Raw genomic sequence first — 14,330 nt, 5'->3', positions numbered from 1 at the left:
GGATCAGCCGGTCATATCGTCGATGGCCTCCGCCACCGCCGTACGCGACTGCTGGGGCAGGGTCCGGTAGATACCCCATACCTTCTCAAGCGGGCTGAACGAACGCTGATCAGCCTCGATCCACTTGGCGAAGAGGCGCTGCTCCAAAGGCGAGAGAGACTCCACCAGCTCCAGCAGCGCTCCAAGGTCGACCTCCCGGTCAGGGCCGCCGCCGGTGCCGCACCTCTTGCACTCAGTGATGAGCTGGTACTCCATGGTCCCGGCAGAGTGCAGCACCTTACGCCGGGAGACGTTGAGCTTGGCAAGCTCGACGCCGCCACCGTCCTCGTACACCTCGCCGGCCCCGATGCCGCATGAACGGCACAGGTGATTGTCGTCATGGAGGACCTTCGCGCGCTGGGCAGGGGTCAGGCTCGCCTTGTGCTTAGGCGCCTTCGACTTGCCGGGGATCCAGACGTCCGCCCCCCTGGTCACAAACCGCTGTTCCTGCTGGAGCAACTCGGGATCGTCGCGGCTGGTGTCGATGCGCCAGCCGTGATCCCGCAGGTCGCGGAGCCTGCGGTCGATCTGCGCTACGTCGGGAAACGCCTCACGCAACTGCGCCTTGGTGAAGATCTCGCCTTCCCCCACCTCAGCGATCAGCCACAGCGCGGCCCTCGCCTTGGTTCCGAACTTCTTGTCCTGATAAGACGGGATTTCTACCATCAGCAGACCTCCGTGAATTCATCAGCTTGCCCAACAGGCACGCTACCGCCCTGTGGTTGTGCGGCAGTCCAGTCAAACATGGGATACCCATTTGAACTCCGCAACCCCTGACCCTTGGCGGCTCGTTCAACACCTCACACGATGACCACCACGAAAGTCCAGCCCTTTCCCGCCTGCTCGGGTAAAGCAAATACGCAAGGCCGACTTGCTCGCGTAATGGCAAGTTGGCCCGTCAGATAGCAAGCAAAATCATGTGGTTGACTCAGCGACCGTCGGGCACAATTGCAAGGTCGAGGCCAGGCCACAGGTCGCCTCACGGGCGTCCACGCAGCTGACGTCTGTGCAGCTCGGGGAGGAAACACATGTCATCAGGGGCACCAGAGGGAAGCCGCGCGCCCATGCCGCGCTGGCTTACGAAACCGCTCGTCGGCGACGGTCTCCCGCGGAAGCGGCAACTCGTCCTCACCATCCGCCCTTTGCTCGGCCTGCTGTGGGCACAAGGTTCCACTGAGCCCAGCTCCACGCCGCCGAAACAGGCAGAACTAGCGAAACGCCTGGGCAGCAACTCGACTTCTTTGTCCCGCTTCGTCAGCCTTGATCCCCGGGTTCCGGGCCAGAAATTTATCGAGAGTCTCTATAAGGAGGCTTGTCTGGAAGCCGCTGTCAGCGGCGCCCACGTCGGCATCACTCTTGAGGCATTGCAGGATCTGCGCACCAGCGCAGACGGCGAAAGACGGGGTTGCCCGTCCTGCGTGGAGCTGGGCGGGCGAATCGATTCGCTCACTACTCAGCTCAACTCGCCGACCGCACAGCTCAACGCCCCCTGTCCCGTGTGCGTGACCCGCGAGAAAGAGCGGGAGGATGCCGTCGCCCTGACGGCGTCCCTACGCCGGGAAGCCGCTGAGCTGCGAGCCAGGGTTCAGGCCCTGGAGTCTTCCGAGGCCGGCCTACAAGCGTGTCTGGCCACGGCCAAGGCTTACCGGACTCCGCTGCCGGTCACCCGTCAGCAGCGAGACCGGCAGCGGAGCCAGAAGGAAGTGGCCGTGGCGCGGCAACTGGCGGCACAGGCGAGCGAGCTGGACCGCACTGGCCAGCAGGACGAAGCCCTAGCCCTCCTACGGCGCGGCACCACCGAACTGCTGAGCCCCACTGAGACCGCGCTGGTCATCGTGGAGCTGAGACAGCAGAAGCGCGATCACCTGGTAGACAACCTCATCCACGTCTACGGCCGCGACCAGGGAGACCGGCCTGTCATGACGGTCGCGGCGGAGCTGTATGAGGAGGGAGTACCGGATGACGCCGGCGCCGTGCTTCGGGCGGCCCTGAAGTAACGTGCCGGCGACATCGCACCGCCTGCAAGCCCTTCCGCGGTCTGCCGCAGCATGAGGATGGCCGGGCCGGGGTGATCTGGACCCAGTGGATCAGTCCCCGCACCCTGGACGAGACGGTCGTCGTCACAGCGGATCCTTTCCAGGCGAAGGACCTGACGACCGGCGATGTGCGGGCCACCGTCGTCGGCCATCGGGTCTTCGTTCAGGTGATCACCACACCATGCGGTGCCCTGGACTGGCGCCGGGGCAACTGGTACCACCTCGTACACTCACCCGTCGACGTACCGTCGCCGATCCGGATCGCTCTTCGAAGCTACCTGGCATCGTTCGATCCGGTCTTCGGGTGCTTCGACTTCACCCTCACCGGCCCTGGCCACGATCCGGATAACTGGTGGGCGATCGGGTGCAATCCGAACGGGCAGTGGGGCTGGCTTCCGGATGCCCCAGCCGTCACCGAAGCGTTCGCCGACATCCTGAGCATGGAGGAGAGAGGGCCCCTGATGATGCCCTCGGTCGTTGACGCTGGCGCCGTCTGTCTGCGCGAAGCAATGAAGCAGTCGCCCGAAGCTAGCGGTGTCCTGGGCGACCCCGCTTGGCGAATGGCGGTGGCCACGGTGCCGCGGCACCGCTTCGTACCCGGTTTCCACCTCCCCGCACGCGAGCCAGACGAGCACGGGGCGACCATGTGGGAGCCCGTCACCGCTGGGACCGACTACGGCCGCTGGCCGTCGGCCGCGTACTCCGACATCACGAGTCTTGATGCCGGCCCAAGGCGTCTGGAGACGGCGGCGAAGGCCCTGCACAGCTGTGGCTAAACATCTACGCTGACAGTCGCCGACGGGCGGTTCTGCTACTGGCTGGAGACACACTTCGACCGCGCCGTGGCAGCCCGCTCATTCCGCGCCGTCCCACCCACACTCATTGCGCGGACCCGGCCGGGCGGGAAGGTCCTGCTGACCCTGTCGGGCTGGTTGTACGGCTACGCGCGCGTCCTTCTCACCGTCGCCGAGGACGGTACCGCCGAAGGGCCGCTGCTCCCGGGCACGATCTCCTTCATGTCCGCCTGCGCCGACGCGGCGCCTGCGTCCAGCGATCCCTCCCACTGGGTGGCGGGACTACCTGAAAGGGCCAGGCCGACCCCGTACGGTCCTGAAAGGATCATGGCTTCCACCACGGGAGCTTTCCATCTGCGCTATCTCACACAATGCGCCGTGCCCGACGCACCGCTGATGAGCCTCGAAGACATCGTGGTCCTGGTTGACGTCGTCAGCGGTTCTGCCGCCTCCCATACACTGAGCGGGTCCGGCTGGGAGGTACGTGAGGCCGGTCCGGTGGAACTGCGGGAGCGCGTCGAAGAGGTTCTTGACGCCTTCGACGCCTCGGATGGCCTGGGTGAGCAGACCTGCGGCACCCGCAGATGACAGTCACGCCGTGACCGCCAACTCCGCTCTTCCGAACAACAGCGCATACCCCCGCGGCAGTTGAGACAGCACCTGGTCCGTCAGGTCGGGGCCGATCGTGGCGGAGATCGTGGTCAGGACCGAGCTGACGTCCCAGCGGGCCGTTGACGGCGTGGAGTCGGGGATCCGGGTGGAGAGGGAGTCCACGAATTCTCGGGCTGTCAGGGGGTGGTGCCGTGGGATCTGGGCGGCGATCAGGTGGCCGGCCTCCGGGGGCAGGGACTGGGCCAGGGCGACGCGTTCGTCGCCGGTGAGGTGGCTGCCGAGGGCGGTGAGGACGAGGCGGGTGAGGTCTTCGGCCACCGCCCTGGTCGGGTAGCGGCCCGTCTCGCGGACGGCCTCGGTCAGGTCCTCCCAGGTGGTCCGCGGGGCGGGCACCGGTGCCGCCGGGCCAGGCTCCCGCACCGTCACGACCTCCCCGGTCGCCCCCGGGACCGGCTCCCGCATGCTCCGCACAGCGGGCTTCGGCACCGTCGTGGTCATCGTCATGGCTCCTTCCGCGGGACGCGTGGGCGTCCGGTACACGCAGTGGTTCGGTACCCCGTCGCCGTACGGGTGGATCGGGACGGGTGGGCCGGCTTCGGGGGCCGAACGGCCCGGGGGGGGGGGGGGGGGGGGGGGGGGGGGGTGGGGGGGTTGGTGGTGGGGGGGGGGGGGGTGGCCCCCCCCCCCCCCCCCCGCCCCCTGGAGTCAGCCGGCGAGCTGCTTGCGGGAGGGGGTGCCGCCGGTGGGGGGGGGGGGGGGGGGGGGGGGGGGGGGGGGGGGGGGGGGGGGGGGGGGGGGGGGGGGGGGGGGGGGGGGGGGGGGGGGGGGGGGGGGGGGGGGGGGGGGGGGGGGGGGGGGGGGGGGGGGCCCCCCCCCCGCCCCCTGGAGTCAGCCGGCGAGCTGCTTGCGGGAGGGGGTGCCGCCGGTGATCTGGATGCGGCGCGGCTTCGCCCGTTCGGCGACCGGGATGCGCAGGGTCAGGACGCCGGACTCATAGGAGGCGTCGATGCGGTCCGTGTCCAGGGTGTCGCCGAGGAAGAGCTGCCGGGTGAAGGTGCCCGTCGGCCGCTCCGCGACCAGCGTCTGCGCGTCCTCGGGGGCGGGACCGCGGCGCTCGGCGCGGACATTGAGGACGTTGCGCTCGACGTCCAGCTCGATCGTCTCCGGATCGACGCCGGGGAGATCGAAGTGGACCAGGAATTCATCACCGGAACGGTAGGCGTCCATCGGCATCGCCGACGGACGGGCGGTGCCACCGAGTGCCTGCTGCGCGAGTCGGTCGAGTTCGCGGAACGGGTCGGTACGCATGAGCATCACGGGTCACTCCCTTCTCAAGGTGTTGGGTGCGATGCCCTACGCGTATTTATATAGCGCGCAGCCGGAAAGTTGACAAGCTGCGACTCAGGTTAGGTAAGCGCCTCCACCCGCGCGCTAGCCTCGGCATCCTCTACGGACATTCGGACACGACGTCCGGATACGACGTCCGGATACGACATTCGGAGGCATGCATGGCCAGGGTTCCCAGCGCTGTCGTCGCCGCGAGCGGGCTCGTCGGTGGGTACGGGGTCGCCCGGTGGACGAAGAAGCGGCCACTCGGCGGGGCCGTACTCGCCGTCGCCGGTGCCGCCGCCGCCCAGCAGTGGCGCAAGCAGGCCGGGAACGCCACCGCCGGAGTGCTGACCGCCGCCTATGTCGGCGCCTTCGCCGGTTCCCACCCGCTCGCCAAGAAGATCGGCGCCTGGCCCTCCGTCCTCGGCGTCGCCGGTGCCGTCGCCCTCGCCTCCTGGGCCGTCGCCGACCGCAACGCCTGAGCACAGGCAGCCGATCAGACGGCGGACGGGCGCGGGGCTCACGCCCTGCCCACCGTCGGCGGGCCCTGGGTGCCGGCGCCCGGGCCCGACGGCGGGGGGGGGGTGGGGGGGGGGGGGGTGGGGGGGGGGGGGCCCGACGCCGCCGCCGTACCCTCCGCCACCGCCGTCAACGGCGTCGCCACCTCCTCCAGCGGCCGCCGCTCCGCCCGCACCGCCAGCGCCGCCGCCACCAGACCCGCCACACACATCAGCGACGCCCCGATGGAGAAGGCCAGGACCGTGTCGCCGACCCGGCCCGTGCCGGTGAGGTCGGCGAAGAGCAGCGGCCCGCTGATACCACCGGCCGCCGTACCCAGGGCGTAGAAGAAGGCGATGGACATCGCGCGCGTCTCCATCGGGAAGATCTCCGACACCGTCAGATACGCGCTGGACGCGCCCGCCGAGGCGAAGAAGAGGACCGCGCACCAGCACGCCGTCAGGGTCGTCGCACTGAGCACACCCCGGTCGAACAGCCACGCCGTACCGAACAGCAGCAGGCCCGACAGCAGATACGTCGAGGAGATCATCACCCGGCGCCCGACCGTGTCGAAGAGCTTGCCCAGCAGCAGCGGGCCGCAGAAGTTTCCGACGGCGATGACCGCGAAGTAGTAGCCCGTACGGTCCGTCGGCACCGCGAAGAACTTCGTCAGGATCGCGCCGAAGCCGAAGGTGATCGCGTTGTACAGGAACGCCTGCCCGATGAAGAGGGAGAAGCCCAGCACCGCGCGCCTGCGATACCGCCCGAAGACCGTATGGGCGATCTCCCGAAAGGTGACGCTCTTGCGCTGATGGATGGCCAGCCGCGCGTCCGTCCCCGGCAGCCGGACGCCCTTCTCCGCCTCCACCTGCCGCTCGATGCCGGTGACGATCTCCTCCGCCTCCTCGTCCCGGCCGTGGATCAGCAGCCACCGCGGACTCTCCGGAACATGCCGCCGTACGAGCAGGATCACCAGCGCCAGCACCGCGCCCAGCGCGAAGGTCAGCCGCCAGCCCACGTCCATCGCCAGCAGACCGGTGTTCAGCGCCACGATGGACAGCAGCGAACCACCCACCGCGCCCAGCCAGAAGCTGCCGTTGATGATCAGATCGACGCGACCGCGGTAGTGGGCCGGGATCAGCTCGTCGATCGCGGAGTTGATCGCCGCGTACTCGCCGCCGATGCCGAAGCCGGTCAGGAAGCGGAACAGGAAGAACCACCAGGCCTCCCAGGAGACCGCGGTCAGGGCCGTCGCCACCAGATACACCGCCAGGGTGATCATGAACAGCTTCTTACGGCCGTACCGGTCGGTCAACCGGCCCCAGAACAGCGCGCCCACGCACGCGCCCGCCACGTACAGCGCGGCGGCCGTGCCCGTGATCTGACCGGATGTGATCGACAGACCGCTGCCCGGTTCGGCCAGCCGACTGGCGATGTTGCCGACGACCGTGACCTCCAGACCGTCCAGGATCCATACGGTGCCGAGGCCGATCACGATCGTCCAGTGCCACCGGGACCACGGAAGGCGGTCGAGACGGGCGGGGATGTCCGTACTGATGGTCCGGCCGCCGTCACCCGACCCGCCACCGCCACCCGCCCCGCCGCCACCCGTCCGACCACCGTCACCCGACCGGCCGCCCGCACCGGCCCCCCGGGACGCCCCCGCGGACGCCTTCTCGGCTCCTGTCATCGGCTTCCTCCTCGTCGAGGACGCCCCCCGAAACGGGAGGACGGCAGGACGACGGATACCCCCGCGCCGCCGATCCAGGCGCCGGACGACCCACCGTCAGCCACCCACCGCCCGCGACACCGTGAAGATCAGCAGCCCCGCCAGTGATCCCACCACCGTGCCATTGATCCGGATGAACTGCAGATCGCGCCCGATGTGCGCCTCGATCTTCCGAGTGGTGTGCTCGGCGTCCCAACCCGCCACCGTGTCCGTGATCAGCGACGTGATCTCCGCCCGGTACGTGGTCACCACATGCACCGCCGCACCCTCCAGCCAGCTGTCCACCTTCTCCTGCATCTTCGGCTCGCTCGCCATCCGCGCACCCAGGGACAGCAGCGCCGAGCGCAGCCGCGTCCGCAGCTCACTGCGCTCGTCCTCCGCCGCCGCGACGATCATCGACCGTACGGCCGTCCAGGCGGACGCGATCAGATCCTGCACCTCACCCCGGCCCAGCACCTCACCCTTCAACCGCTCCACCCGCGCCCGCGTCTCCGTGTCCGACTGCAGATCGGAAGCGAAATCGGTCAGGAAACGGTCCAGAGCACCACGCGCCGGATGGGACGGCATGTCCCGCATCTCCGCGCAAAAACGCAGCAGCTCCTTGTAGACCCGCTCACCGATCTTGCGATCCACGAACCGCGGCGTCCAACCCGGCGCCCCACCCTGCACCGCACCCATCACATTGTCGCCGTGCAGCACCAGCCAGTCATGGGCCCGCGACACCACCAGGTCCACGGCCCGCCTGTGACCACCGTCCGCGACAACCTTCTCCAGCATCTTGCCGAGCCCCGGCGCGATCTCCCGGGCCCCCGCCCGCCGGGTGATCGCCTCCCCCACCACCGCCTGCACATCCGAGTCCCGCAACACCGTGAGCGCGCCACGCAACGCGGTCGCCAGCTCCGCCGTCACCCGGTCCGCATGCTCCGGCTCCGCCAGCCAGGCCCCCAGCCGGGCACCGATGCCGACAGCGCGCAACCGCTGCCGTACGACGTCCTGGGACAGGAAGTTCTCCCCCACGAACTCGCCCAACGAGACACCCAGCTGATCCTTCTTCGTCGGAATGATCGCGGTGTGCGGAATCGGCAACCCGAGGGGATGCCGGAACAGCGCGGTCACCGCGAACCAGTCCGCCAGCGCGCCCACCATGCCCGCCTCCGCCGCCGCGGAGACATAGTCCGCCCACGCCCCCGCGCCCGCGTTCCCGGCCAGCTTGGACAGCACATAGACCACGGCGACGAACAGCAACAGGCCCGTCGCGGTCAGTTTCATCCGCCGCACCCCACGCCGACGCTCCTCGTCGGCCGGGGTGAACGCCGTCATCGTCCGGTACGACGACACGGCCGGTCCGGCAGTTCCGGTCTCGGTAGGTTCCATCAGCTCCACCCGTTCGGTGATCCCGCGCACAATTGTCCCCTCCTGACCGACTCCCGGAACGGAACAGGAGTTCCCGGCGTCTGTTCAGGCGGGGGCATGGGCCCTGGGCCCCGACGGTGCGGCCCGGCCCATGAAGCATCATGACCCCATCAAGATCGGAGCCCGGAGGTCCCTCCCCGAGGAGACCCGGGACTCCCCTCCCGAGGAGAACGGCACGAGCGTGACCACGCGCCCCGACGGAGCCCCCGAGGCCCCCCGCGCACAGCACCGCACCACGTACCTCGCCCTGCTCGGCGCGCTCATCGCGCTGGTGGTGGCCATCAGCGCCGGTATCTACGTCACCGCCGCACCCGGCGACCACAACCATGGCGGCACCCTCGCCGACGACCGCCCCCACCACGGCTCCGCCGCGCCCGTCTCCACCGGCACCTGGGTCGGCTCCTGGGCCAGCGCCCCCGTCGGCGGCGAACCGGGCACCGAGACCGCCGGCCTCGCGGGCCACTCCGTGCGCAACGTCGTCCACGCGGACGCCGGGGGCACGAGCGCCCGGATCACGCTCTCCAACCTCTACGGCCAGACACCGCTGGACATCACCCACGCCACCCTCGCACTGTCCGCGGGCGACGCCACGGCGGCGGCCGACGCGGACACCATGCGGCGGCTCACCTTCGGGGGCGCCACCGGCGTCGTCATACCCGCGGGCGAACAGGTCGTCAGCGACGCGGTGCACCTCCTCATACCCCACAACACCGACGTCCTCGTCACCACGTACTCCCCCACCCCCTCCGGACCGGTCACCTACCACCCGCACGCGCAGCAGACCTCGTACGTCGCCACCGGGGACCGCACCGAGGACTCCACCGGTGCCCCCTACACCCAACAGACGCCGTACTGGCGGTACCTGACCGCGCTGGACGTGCTCAGCAACGAGGCCGACGGCACGGTCGTCGTCTTCGGCGACTCCATCACCGACGGCATCACCTCCACCGTCGGCGCCAACCGCCGCTGGCCCGACGTCCTCGGCGACCGGCTGCGCTCCGCGCTCGCGGGCGGGCAGCGGCTGCCGCGCTACAGCGTCGTCAACGAGGGCATCAGCGGCAACCAGGTCCTCGCCGACGGGCTCGGCCGCCCCGCGGAGAACCAGAGCGGCCTCGGCCGCTTCGGACGCGACGCGCTCTCCCGCACCGGCGTCAAGGTGGTCGTCATCGACCTCGGCATCAACGACATCCTGCGCGACCCGCGGCTGAACGGCCCCGACCGCATCCTCACCGGCCTGCGCACCCTGGTCCGCGAGGCCCACGCGCGCGGACTGAAGGTCGTAGGGGCGACCCTGATGCCGTTCCAGGGCCACCGGGGCTGGACGCCCGCCCGGGAGACCGTACGGCAGCAGATCAACGCGCAGATCCGCGCGGGCCGGGTGTACGACGCGGTCGCCGACTTCGACAAGGCCCTCCGCGACCCCTACGACCCCCGCCGCCTGCGCCCCGACTACGACTCGGGCGACCACCTCCACCCCAGCGACCTCGGCTTCGCCACGATGGCCGAGGTGTTCGACCTGCGGACGCTGAAGGGCGGCGGGCAGACGGAGTTGTGAGGCGGGGCGACCGGCACCCGACAGCGGGCACGGGCGTCGGTGCTCGGAGACGGGTACGGGGCACGGGCGTCCGTACGCGAAAGCGGACCGCGGCGGCCGGACGCGAGCGCTCGCACGCGGAGGTCGGCGTCGGCGGTCGGGCGCGGCGAGGAATACTGGGCGGCATGACCCGCCTGATCCTCGCCACTCGCAATGCCGGAAAGATCACCGAGCTGAGGGCCATCCTGGCCGACGCCGGGCTCCCCCATGAGCTGGTCGGCGCCGACGCCTACCCCGAGATTCCCGACGTCAAGGAGACCGGCGTCACCTTCGCCGAGAACGCCCTGCTCAAGGCGCACGCCCTGGCGGGGGCCACCGGACTGCCGGCGATCGCCGACGACTCCGGCCTGTGCGTGGACGTCATGAACGGCGCCCCCGGCATCTTCTCCGCCCGCTGGGCCGGCCGGCACGGCGACGACAAGGCCAACCTCGACCTGCTCCTCGCCCAGATCGGCGACATCGCCGAGGAACACCGCGCGGCCCACTTCGCCTGCGCCGCCGCCCTCGCCCTGCCGGACGGCACGGAACGCGTGGTCGAAGGCCAACTCCGCGGCACCCTGCGGCACGACCCCGCGGGCACGAACGGCTTCGGCTACGACCCGATCCTCCAGCCCGACGGCTACACCCGCACCTGCGCCGAGCTGACCGCCGACGAGAAGAACGCCATCAGCCACCGCGGCAAGGCGTTCCGGGCGCTGGTGCCGGTGATGCGGGAGCTGCTCGGCTGAGCTTGCGAAACGGCCCCGCACCTTTGAAACGAAGGTGCGGGGCCGATTCTGCCTGTGCGCCCGGTCGGATTTGAACCGACAACACCAGACTTCTAAGGCCTGTCTCTCTGCCAATTGGAGTACGAGCGCATATCGGGCCCCACTTTACTGGGGAAGAGTATGCCCGCGTCGACCACCTCGGCACCAGGTGCTCGTGGTCGCATGGCAGTTGGGGCACAGCAGCCGCAGGTTCTCCCGCCGGTCGTCGCTCCAGTCCCCGTCGATGTGGTCGACCTCCAGCGTCATCGGCTCTCCGAGCCACCTGGAACCGATACCGCACTCGGCACACCGCTCCGGCACGCCCACCTCGCGCAGCGCGCGGCGCAGCAGACGGGTGGACGTGCGACGCCGACCGCCGTGTTCGACGAGGGTGTCCGCGGGCTGTTTCACGCTGACCGTGCCGGCCTTGCCCCGTTGGTGCGCCTGCCCCAGGAAGTGCGCCGTGGAGATGCCCGCTTCCGCGATCCACCCGCGCAGCAGCGCCCGCTGTGTGCCGGTGTCGGGCCGCTGAAGGCGGCGCAGCGTCCCGGCGAGGGAGACCGACTCGGCCACCGCCGCGCGCAGTTCCCCGGCGGCGGGGCGGGCCTTGCGCCCGGTCAGGGTGATGTGGTCGTCGAAGTGCGCGATGTCGATGCCGAAGTGGACGAATCTCCTGGCGAGGTGGCGGTGCGCACCGGCGTACGGTCGGGTGCCGAAGAAGGCGATCACCTCGTCCAGGCTCGTGCATTGCTCGGCGGCTTCCGCCAACCGCTCGCGCGTGTACCGCACGCCGCTGCTCATACCGCGCCTGGTCGCGCGTGCCGCCCCTTGCCCCGGCCCCGGTAATTGTCCGTGACCGAGTGGCAGTTGGGGCAGAGGAAGCGGAGGTTCTCGATGCGGTTGTTCCGCCAGTCGCCGTCGATGTGGTCGACCTCCAGCGGGAGCGGGCGGCCCCGCCACACCGGATCCGTGCCGCAGCGGGCGCAGCGTTCCTCCACGCCCAGCTCGTTCATCGCCCTCTTGAGCCGCCGCCCCGGGACGCGCGCGGCATGTTCCGACGCGTTCTCGACCAGGATCTCCTCGGCGGTTCGGCGACGCCGGTTGTCCCTCATCCGCTCGGTACGCACCACGGGTGTGAAATGCGCGGTGTCGAGTCCGTACGCCCTGATCCGCCGGGCGATGTTGGCCTGGTGGCCGCCCACGGAGTCGAGCCCGAGCCGACGTACCACCTCATTGACGCTGACGGAGGCCGCCACCACCGGCTCCAGGATCGCGCGCGTCCACTTCGTGCCCTCCCGTTGGAAGTGCGACGTGTCCACCCCGAGCTTCTTCATGCGCCGCGCGATGTAGTCCCGCGTCGGACTCCCCGGATCCACCCCCAGCCTCTCCAACGCCTCCGACAACGTCCGTGCCCCGTGAGCCGCCTCGCGCAGTCGCTCCTCGGTGTACGCGCTGGTCCCCATCGAGCCCCCTCCGGTCCGGGCAGGTGTTCGTAGCCCGCATGGATCAACGAACCGGCTGCCGGACGGTCACGGGCGGGGAACGGGGGGGAACGGGGAGAACGGGGGGGAATCGGAAAGCGGCCCGCGCCAGAACGGGCTGGTGCGGGCCGCCGTCGGAGACGGAGGGGGAACGGATCAGATGCCCAGATCCTTGATGATCTTGGCTACATGGCCGGTCGCGCGGACGTTGTAGAAGGCGTGGGCGACCTTGCCGTCCTCGTCGACGACGATCGTGGAGCGGATGATGCCCATGTAGGTCTTGCCGTAGTTCTTCTTCTCGCCGAAGGCGGCGTAGGACTCGGCGACCTTCTTGTCGGGGTCGGCGACGAGGGTGACCTTGAGGGACTCCTTCTCGCGGAACTTGGCAAGCTTTTCCGGGGTGTCCGGGGAGATGCCGATGACGTCGTAGCCAGCGCCGGCCAGCAGGTCGAGGTTGTCGGTGAAGTCGCAGGCCTGCTTGGTGCAGCCCGGGGTAAGCGCCGCGGGGTAGAAGTACACGATGACCTTGCGGCCCTTGTGGTCCGCGAGGGAGATCTCGTTACCGTCGGCGTCCGGAAGGGTGAAGGCGGGGGCCACGTCCCCCGGCTGGAGTCGCTCGCTCATCGGACCAGCGTAACCGGGGCCCCTTGCGGTGCGGCGCGGGCCGGAGCTGACAGACTGTCCGGAACAGGACAGCAGATTTCGGCAGACTTCGGAGGCCGTACGGTGGCGGACACGGCGGACACCAGAACCCCGGCGCAGATCGAGGCGGACATCAGGCGCCGCCGCGAAGTGCTGGCCGAGACGCTCGACGAGATCGGGGTGCGGGTGCACCCGAAGACGATCGTCGGAGACGCGAAGGCCAAGGCCGTGGCCAATATCGATCACACCGTCGGGCGTGCGTATGTGCAGGTCAACCGGGTGGTGAGCGAGGTCAGGGCGCAGTTCACGGACGCGGAGGGGCGGCTGCGCGCGGAGCGGGTCGTGCCGGCCGCGCTCGTGGTCGTCGGGGTGGTGGGCCTCGTCGCGCTGTCCCGGCGGCGCGGGCGCTGAGCCCGCGAGCACCGGGTACGTGCGACGGCCACCCAGGGGCCATGGGCGTGTGGAAGGCAGGTAGGTTCGAGGCGTGAGCGCCAAGAGACACGAGCAGAGCACCCCGCAGCACGACAAGCTGCCCATCCGGATGCTGCACGACCGGGTGCTGGTCAAGCTGGAGACCGGTGAGGGCGAGCGGCGGTCGGGGGGCGGCATCCTGATTCCCGCCACCGCGGCGGTCGGTCGTCGGCTGGCCTGGGCCGCGGTCGTCGCGGTCGGCCAGAACGTACGGACCGTGGAGCCCGGCGACCGCGTCCTGTTCGATCCGGAGGACCGGGCCGAGGTGGAGGTGCGGGGCGTGGCGTACGTGCTCATGCGCGAGCGCGACCTGCATGCCGTGGCCGCGGACCGGTTCGAGGGCTCGGAGGATTCGACCGGGCTGTATCTGTGAGGCCGTAGCGGTCCGGAATGACGAGGAGGAGGGCTGGTGACCGTGGTCACCAGCCCTCCTCCTCGTGGTTTTGCTAGGTTCGGGAGCGAGCCCGACGAGACGCGCCGTACCGGGATGCAGGCAAAGACGACGCACCGGAAGAGAAACGTCGTATGTCTCGGAGGTGGCCGTCGTGGCCTGGGTTCTGCTTGTCGTGGCCGGTCTGCTGGAAGTGGGCTGGTCGATCGGGATGAAGTACAGCGAGGGTTTCACCCGGCCGGTGCCCAGTGTGCTCACCGGTGCCGGGATCGTCGCCAGCATGGTGCTGCTGTCGTACGCGGCCCGGTCCCTGCCGATCGGTACGGCCTACGGGGTGTGGGTCGGTATCGGCGCGGCCGGGGCGGCGGTGCTCGGCATGGTGGTGCTCGGTGAGCCGGTCACCGCCGCCCGGGTCTTCTTCGTGTGTCTGCTGCTGGTCGCCGTGGTGGGGCTGAAGGCGACCAGCGGCTGACGCGCGGCTCAGGTGCCGGGGCCTCCGCCGGGGCCGCCCCCGGCGATGGTGCCGGTGCCGCCGGCCGCGGCACCGCCGCCACC

At 70.1% G+C, this 14,330-nt stretch carries 17 protein-coding genes, 1 tRNA gene and 1 riboswitch; of the genes, 9 read left to right on the top strand and 9 right to left on the bottom strand.

Annotation, left to right across the window (positions count from 1 at the left end; all coding sequences use genetic code 11):
- Window positions 1–3: 3 nt before the first annotated feature.
- On the bottom strand, window positions 4–705 hold the full coding sequence (locus tag ACLF5H_RS33055; RefSeq protein WP_421679703.1) for a hypothetical protein: 702 nt from the start codon (window positions 703–705) through the stop codon (window positions 4–6).
- 398 nt (window positions 706–1,103) lie between these two features.
- Between ACLF5H_RS33055 and ACLF5H_RS33050 the strand changes: the two genes are divergently transcribed.
- The 3 genes from ACLF5H_RS33050 to ACLF5H_RS33040 all read left to right on the top strand — a co-directional run bounded on the left by ACLF5H_RS33050 (window position 1,104) and on the right by ACLF5H_RS33040 (window position 3,457).
- Window positions 1,104–2,036 (top strand): hypothetical protein, encoded by a 933-nt coding sequence (locus ACLF5H_RS33050; protein ID WP_421679702.1) that lies wholly within the window; start codon window positions 1,104–1,106, stop codon window positions 2,034–2,036.
- Between the two features lie 71 nt (window positions 2,037–2,107).
- Window positions 2,108–2,851 (top strand): hypothetical protein, encoded by a 744-nt coding sequence (locus ACLF5H_RS33045; RefSeq protein ID WP_421679701.1) that lies wholly within the window; start codon window positions 2,108–2,110, stop codon window positions 2,849–2,851.
- Window positions 2,852–3,196: 345 nt separating this feature from the next.
- Complete coding sequence (locus ACLF5H_RS33040; RefSeq protein WP_421679700.1) at window positions 3,197–3,457, top strand: hypothetical protein; 261 nt, start codon at window positions 3,197–3,199, stop codon at window positions 3,455–3,457.
- 3 nt (window positions 3,458–3,460) lie between these two features.
- Here the strand turns inward: ACLF5H_RS33040 and ACLF5H_RS33035 are convergent, their stop codons facing one another.
- Together ACLF5H_RS33035 and ACLF5H_RS33030 are read right to left on the bottom strand one after the other, a co-directional pair.
- Window positions 3,461–3,979 (bottom strand): DUF2267 domain-containing protein, encoded by a 519-nt coding sequence (locus ACLF5H_RS33035; RefSeq protein WP_421679699.1) that lies wholly within the window; start codon window positions 3,977–3,979, stop codon window positions 3,461–3,463.
- A gap of 390 nt (window positions 3,980–4,369) precedes the next feature.
- Window positions 4,370–4,795, bottom strand: coding sequence for an Hsp20/alpha crystallin family protein (locus tag ACLF5H_RS33030; RefSeq protein WP_421679698.1), 426 nt, complete (start codon window positions 4,793–4,795; stop codon window positions 4,370–4,372).
- Window positions 4,796–4,989: 194 nt separating this feature from the next.
- On the opposite strand from ACLF5H_RS33030, the gene ACLF5H_RS33025 reads away from it, so the two are divergent.
- Window positions 4,990–5,292, top strand: a complete 303-nt coding sequence (locus ACLF5H_RS33025) for a hypothetical protein (protein WP_421679697.1) — start codon at window positions 4,990–4,992, stop codon at window positions 5,290–5,292.
- Window positions 5,293–5,330: 38 nt separating this feature from the next.
- On the opposite strand, the gene ACLF5H_RS33020 is transcribed toward ACLF5H_RS33025, so the two are convergent.
- Complete coding sequence (locus ACLF5H_RS33020) at window positions 5,331–6,998, bottom strand: MFS transporter (protein ID WP_421679696.1); 1,668 nt, start codon at window positions 6,996–6,998, stop codon at window positions 5,331–5,333.
- Between the two features lie 96 nt (window positions 6,999–7,094).
- Window positions 7,095–8,411, bottom strand: coding sequence for a DUF445 domain-containing protein (locus tag ACLF5H_RS33015; RefSeq protein WP_421679695.1), 1,317 nt, complete (start codon window positions 8,409–8,411; stop codon window positions 7,095–7,097).
- Between the two features lie 220 nt (window positions 8,412–8,631).
- On the opposite strand from ACLF5H_RS33015, the gene ACLF5H_RS33010 reads away from it, so the two are divergent.
- Together ACLF5H_RS33010 and rdgB are read left to right on the top strand one after the other, a co-directional pair.
- The gene (locus tag ACLF5H_RS33010) at window positions 8,632–10,005 is read left to right on the top strand and encodes an SGNH/GDSL hydrolase family protein (RefSeq protein WP_421679934.1); all 1,374 of its coding nucleotides are present in this window, start codon (window positions 8,632–8,634) and stop codon (window positions 10,003–10,005) included.
- A gap of 164 nt (window positions 10,006–10,169) precedes the next feature.
- A complete protein-coding gene (gene rdgB / locus ACLF5H_RS33005) occupies window positions 10,170–10,772 on the top strand; it encodes an RdgB/HAM1 family non-canonical purine NTP pyrophosphatase (protein WP_421679694.1) in 603 nt (200 codons plus the stop codon).
- Between the two features lie 55 nt (window positions 10,773–10,827).
- Here the strand turns inward: rdgB and ACLF5H_RS33000 are convergent.
- From ACLF5H_RS33000 to bcp, 4 genes are all read right to left on the bottom strand, one after another.
- Window positions 10,828–10,901: transfer RNA gene (locus ACLF5H_RS33000), tRNA-Leu, on the bottom strand.
- A gap of 15 nt (window positions 10,902–10,916) precedes the next feature.
- The gene (locus ACLF5H_RS32995; RefSeq protein WP_421679693.1) at window positions 10,917–11,591 is read right to left on the bottom strand and encodes an HNH endonuclease; all 675 of its coding nucleotides are present in this window, start codon (window positions 11,589–11,591) and stop codon (window positions 10,917–10,919) included.
- Window positions 11,588–12,253, bottom strand: a complete 666-nt coding sequence (locus ACLF5H_RS32990) for an HNH endonuclease (protein WP_421679692.1) — start codon at window positions 12,251–12,253, stop codon at window positions 11,588–11,590. The genes ACLF5H_RS32995 and ACLF5H_RS32990 overlap by 4 nt, the downstream gene beginning before the upstream one ends.
- Window positions 12,254–12,427: 174 nt before the next feature.
- Entirely contained in the window at window positions 12,428–12,895 is a 468-nt protein-coding gene (gene bcp / locus ACLF5H_RS32985; protein ID WP_421679691.1) for a thioredoxin-dependent thiol peroxidase, read from the bottom strand.
- A gap of 102 nt (window positions 12,896–12,997) precedes the next feature.
- Here bcp and ACLF5H_RS32980 point away from each other — a divergent pair, with 102 nt between their 5' ends.
- The 3 genes from ACLF5H_RS32980 to ACLF5H_RS32970 all read left to right on the top strand — a co-directional run bounded on the left by ACLF5H_RS32980 (window position 12,998) and on the right by ACLF5H_RS32970 (window position 14,247).
- On the top strand, window positions 12,998–13,324 hold the full coding sequence (locus tag ACLF5H_RS32980) for a DUF3618 domain-containing protein (protein ID WP_421679690.1): 327 nt from the start codon (window positions 12,998–13,000) through the stop codon (window positions 13,322–13,324).
- A 73-nt stretch (window positions 13,325–13,397) separates the two neighbouring features.
- Window positions 13,398–13,757, top strand: coding sequence for a GroES family chaperonin (locus tag ACLF5H_RS32975; RefSeq protein ID WP_421679689.1), 360 nt, complete (start codon window positions 13,398–13,400; stop codon window positions 13,755–13,757).
- 72 nt (window positions 13,758–13,829) lie between these two features.
- Window positions 13,830–13,893, top strand: a riboswitch (guanidine-III (ykkC-III) riboswitch).
- 36 nt (window positions 13,894–13,929) lie between these two features.
- A complete protein-coding gene (locus ACLF5H_RS32970) occupies window positions 13,930–14,247 on the top strand; it encodes a DMT family transporter (RefSeq protein ID WP_366665260.1) in 318 nt (105 codons plus the stop codon).
- Window positions 14,248–14,330: the final 83 nt, after the last annotated feature.

The sequence above is a fragment of the Streptomyces sp. LaBMicrA B280 genome, from assembly GCF_049222185.1.
Taxonomy (GTDB): domain Bacteria; phylum Actinomycetota; class Actinomycetes; order Streptomycetales; family Streptomycetaceae; genus Streptomyces; species Streptomyces murinus.
This window is presented reverse-complemented; position numbering and strand designations above follow the sequence as displayed.

Excerpts from the sequence above, each read along its gene's own strand:
- ACLF5H_RS33055 (WP_421679703.1), bottom strand. The coding sequence starts at position 705 with ATGGTAGAAATCCCGTCTTATCAGGACAAGAAGTTCGGAACCAAGGCG.
- ACLF5H_RS33050 (WP_421679702.1), top strand. The coding sequence starts at position 1,104 with ATGCCGCGCTGGCTTACGAAACCGCTCGTCGGCGACGGTCTCCCGCGG.
- ACLF5H_RS33040 (WP_421679700.1), top strand. The coding sequence starts at position 3,197 with ATGGCTTCCACCACGGGAGCTTTCCATCTGCGCTATCTCACACAATGC.
- ACLF5H_RS33035 (WP_421679699.1), bottom strand. The coding sequence starts at position 3,979 with ATGACCACGACGGTGCCGAAGCCCGCTGTGCGGAGCATGCGGGAGCCG.
- ACLF5H_RS33030 (WP_421679698.1), bottom strand. The coding sequence starts at position 4,795 with ATGCTCATGCGTACCGACCCGTTCCGCGAACTCGACCGACTCGCGCAG.
- ACLF5H_RS33025 (WP_421679697.1), top strand. The coding sequence starts at position 4,990 with ATGGCCAGGGTTCCCAGCGCTGTCGTCGCCGCGAGCGGGCTCGTCGGT.
- ACLF5H_RS33020 (WP_421679696.1), bottom strand. The coding sequence starts at position 6,998 with ATGACAGGAGCCGAGAAGGCGTCCGCGGGGGCGTCCCGGGGGGCCGGT.
- ACLF5H_RS33015 (WP_421679695.1), bottom strand. The coding sequence starts at position 8,411 with ATGGAACCTACCGAGACCGGAACTGCCGGACCGGCCGTGTCGTCGTAC.
- rdgB (WP_421679694.1), top strand. The coding sequence starts at position 10,170 with ATGACCCGCCTGATCCTCGCCACTCGCAATGCCGGAAAGATCACCGAG.
- ACLF5H_RS32995 (WP_421679693.1), bottom strand. The coding sequence starts at position 11,591 with ATGAGCAGCGGCGTGCGGTACACGCGCGAGCGGTTGGCGGAAGCCGCC.
- ACLF5H_RS32990 (WP_421679692.1), bottom strand. The coding sequence starts at position 12,253 with ATGGGGACCAGCGCGTACACCGAGGAGCGACTGCGCGAGGCGGCTCAC.
- bcp (WP_421679691.1), bottom strand. The coding sequence starts at position 12,895 with ATGAGCGAGCGACTCCAGCCGGGGGACGTGGCCCCCGCCTTCACCCTT.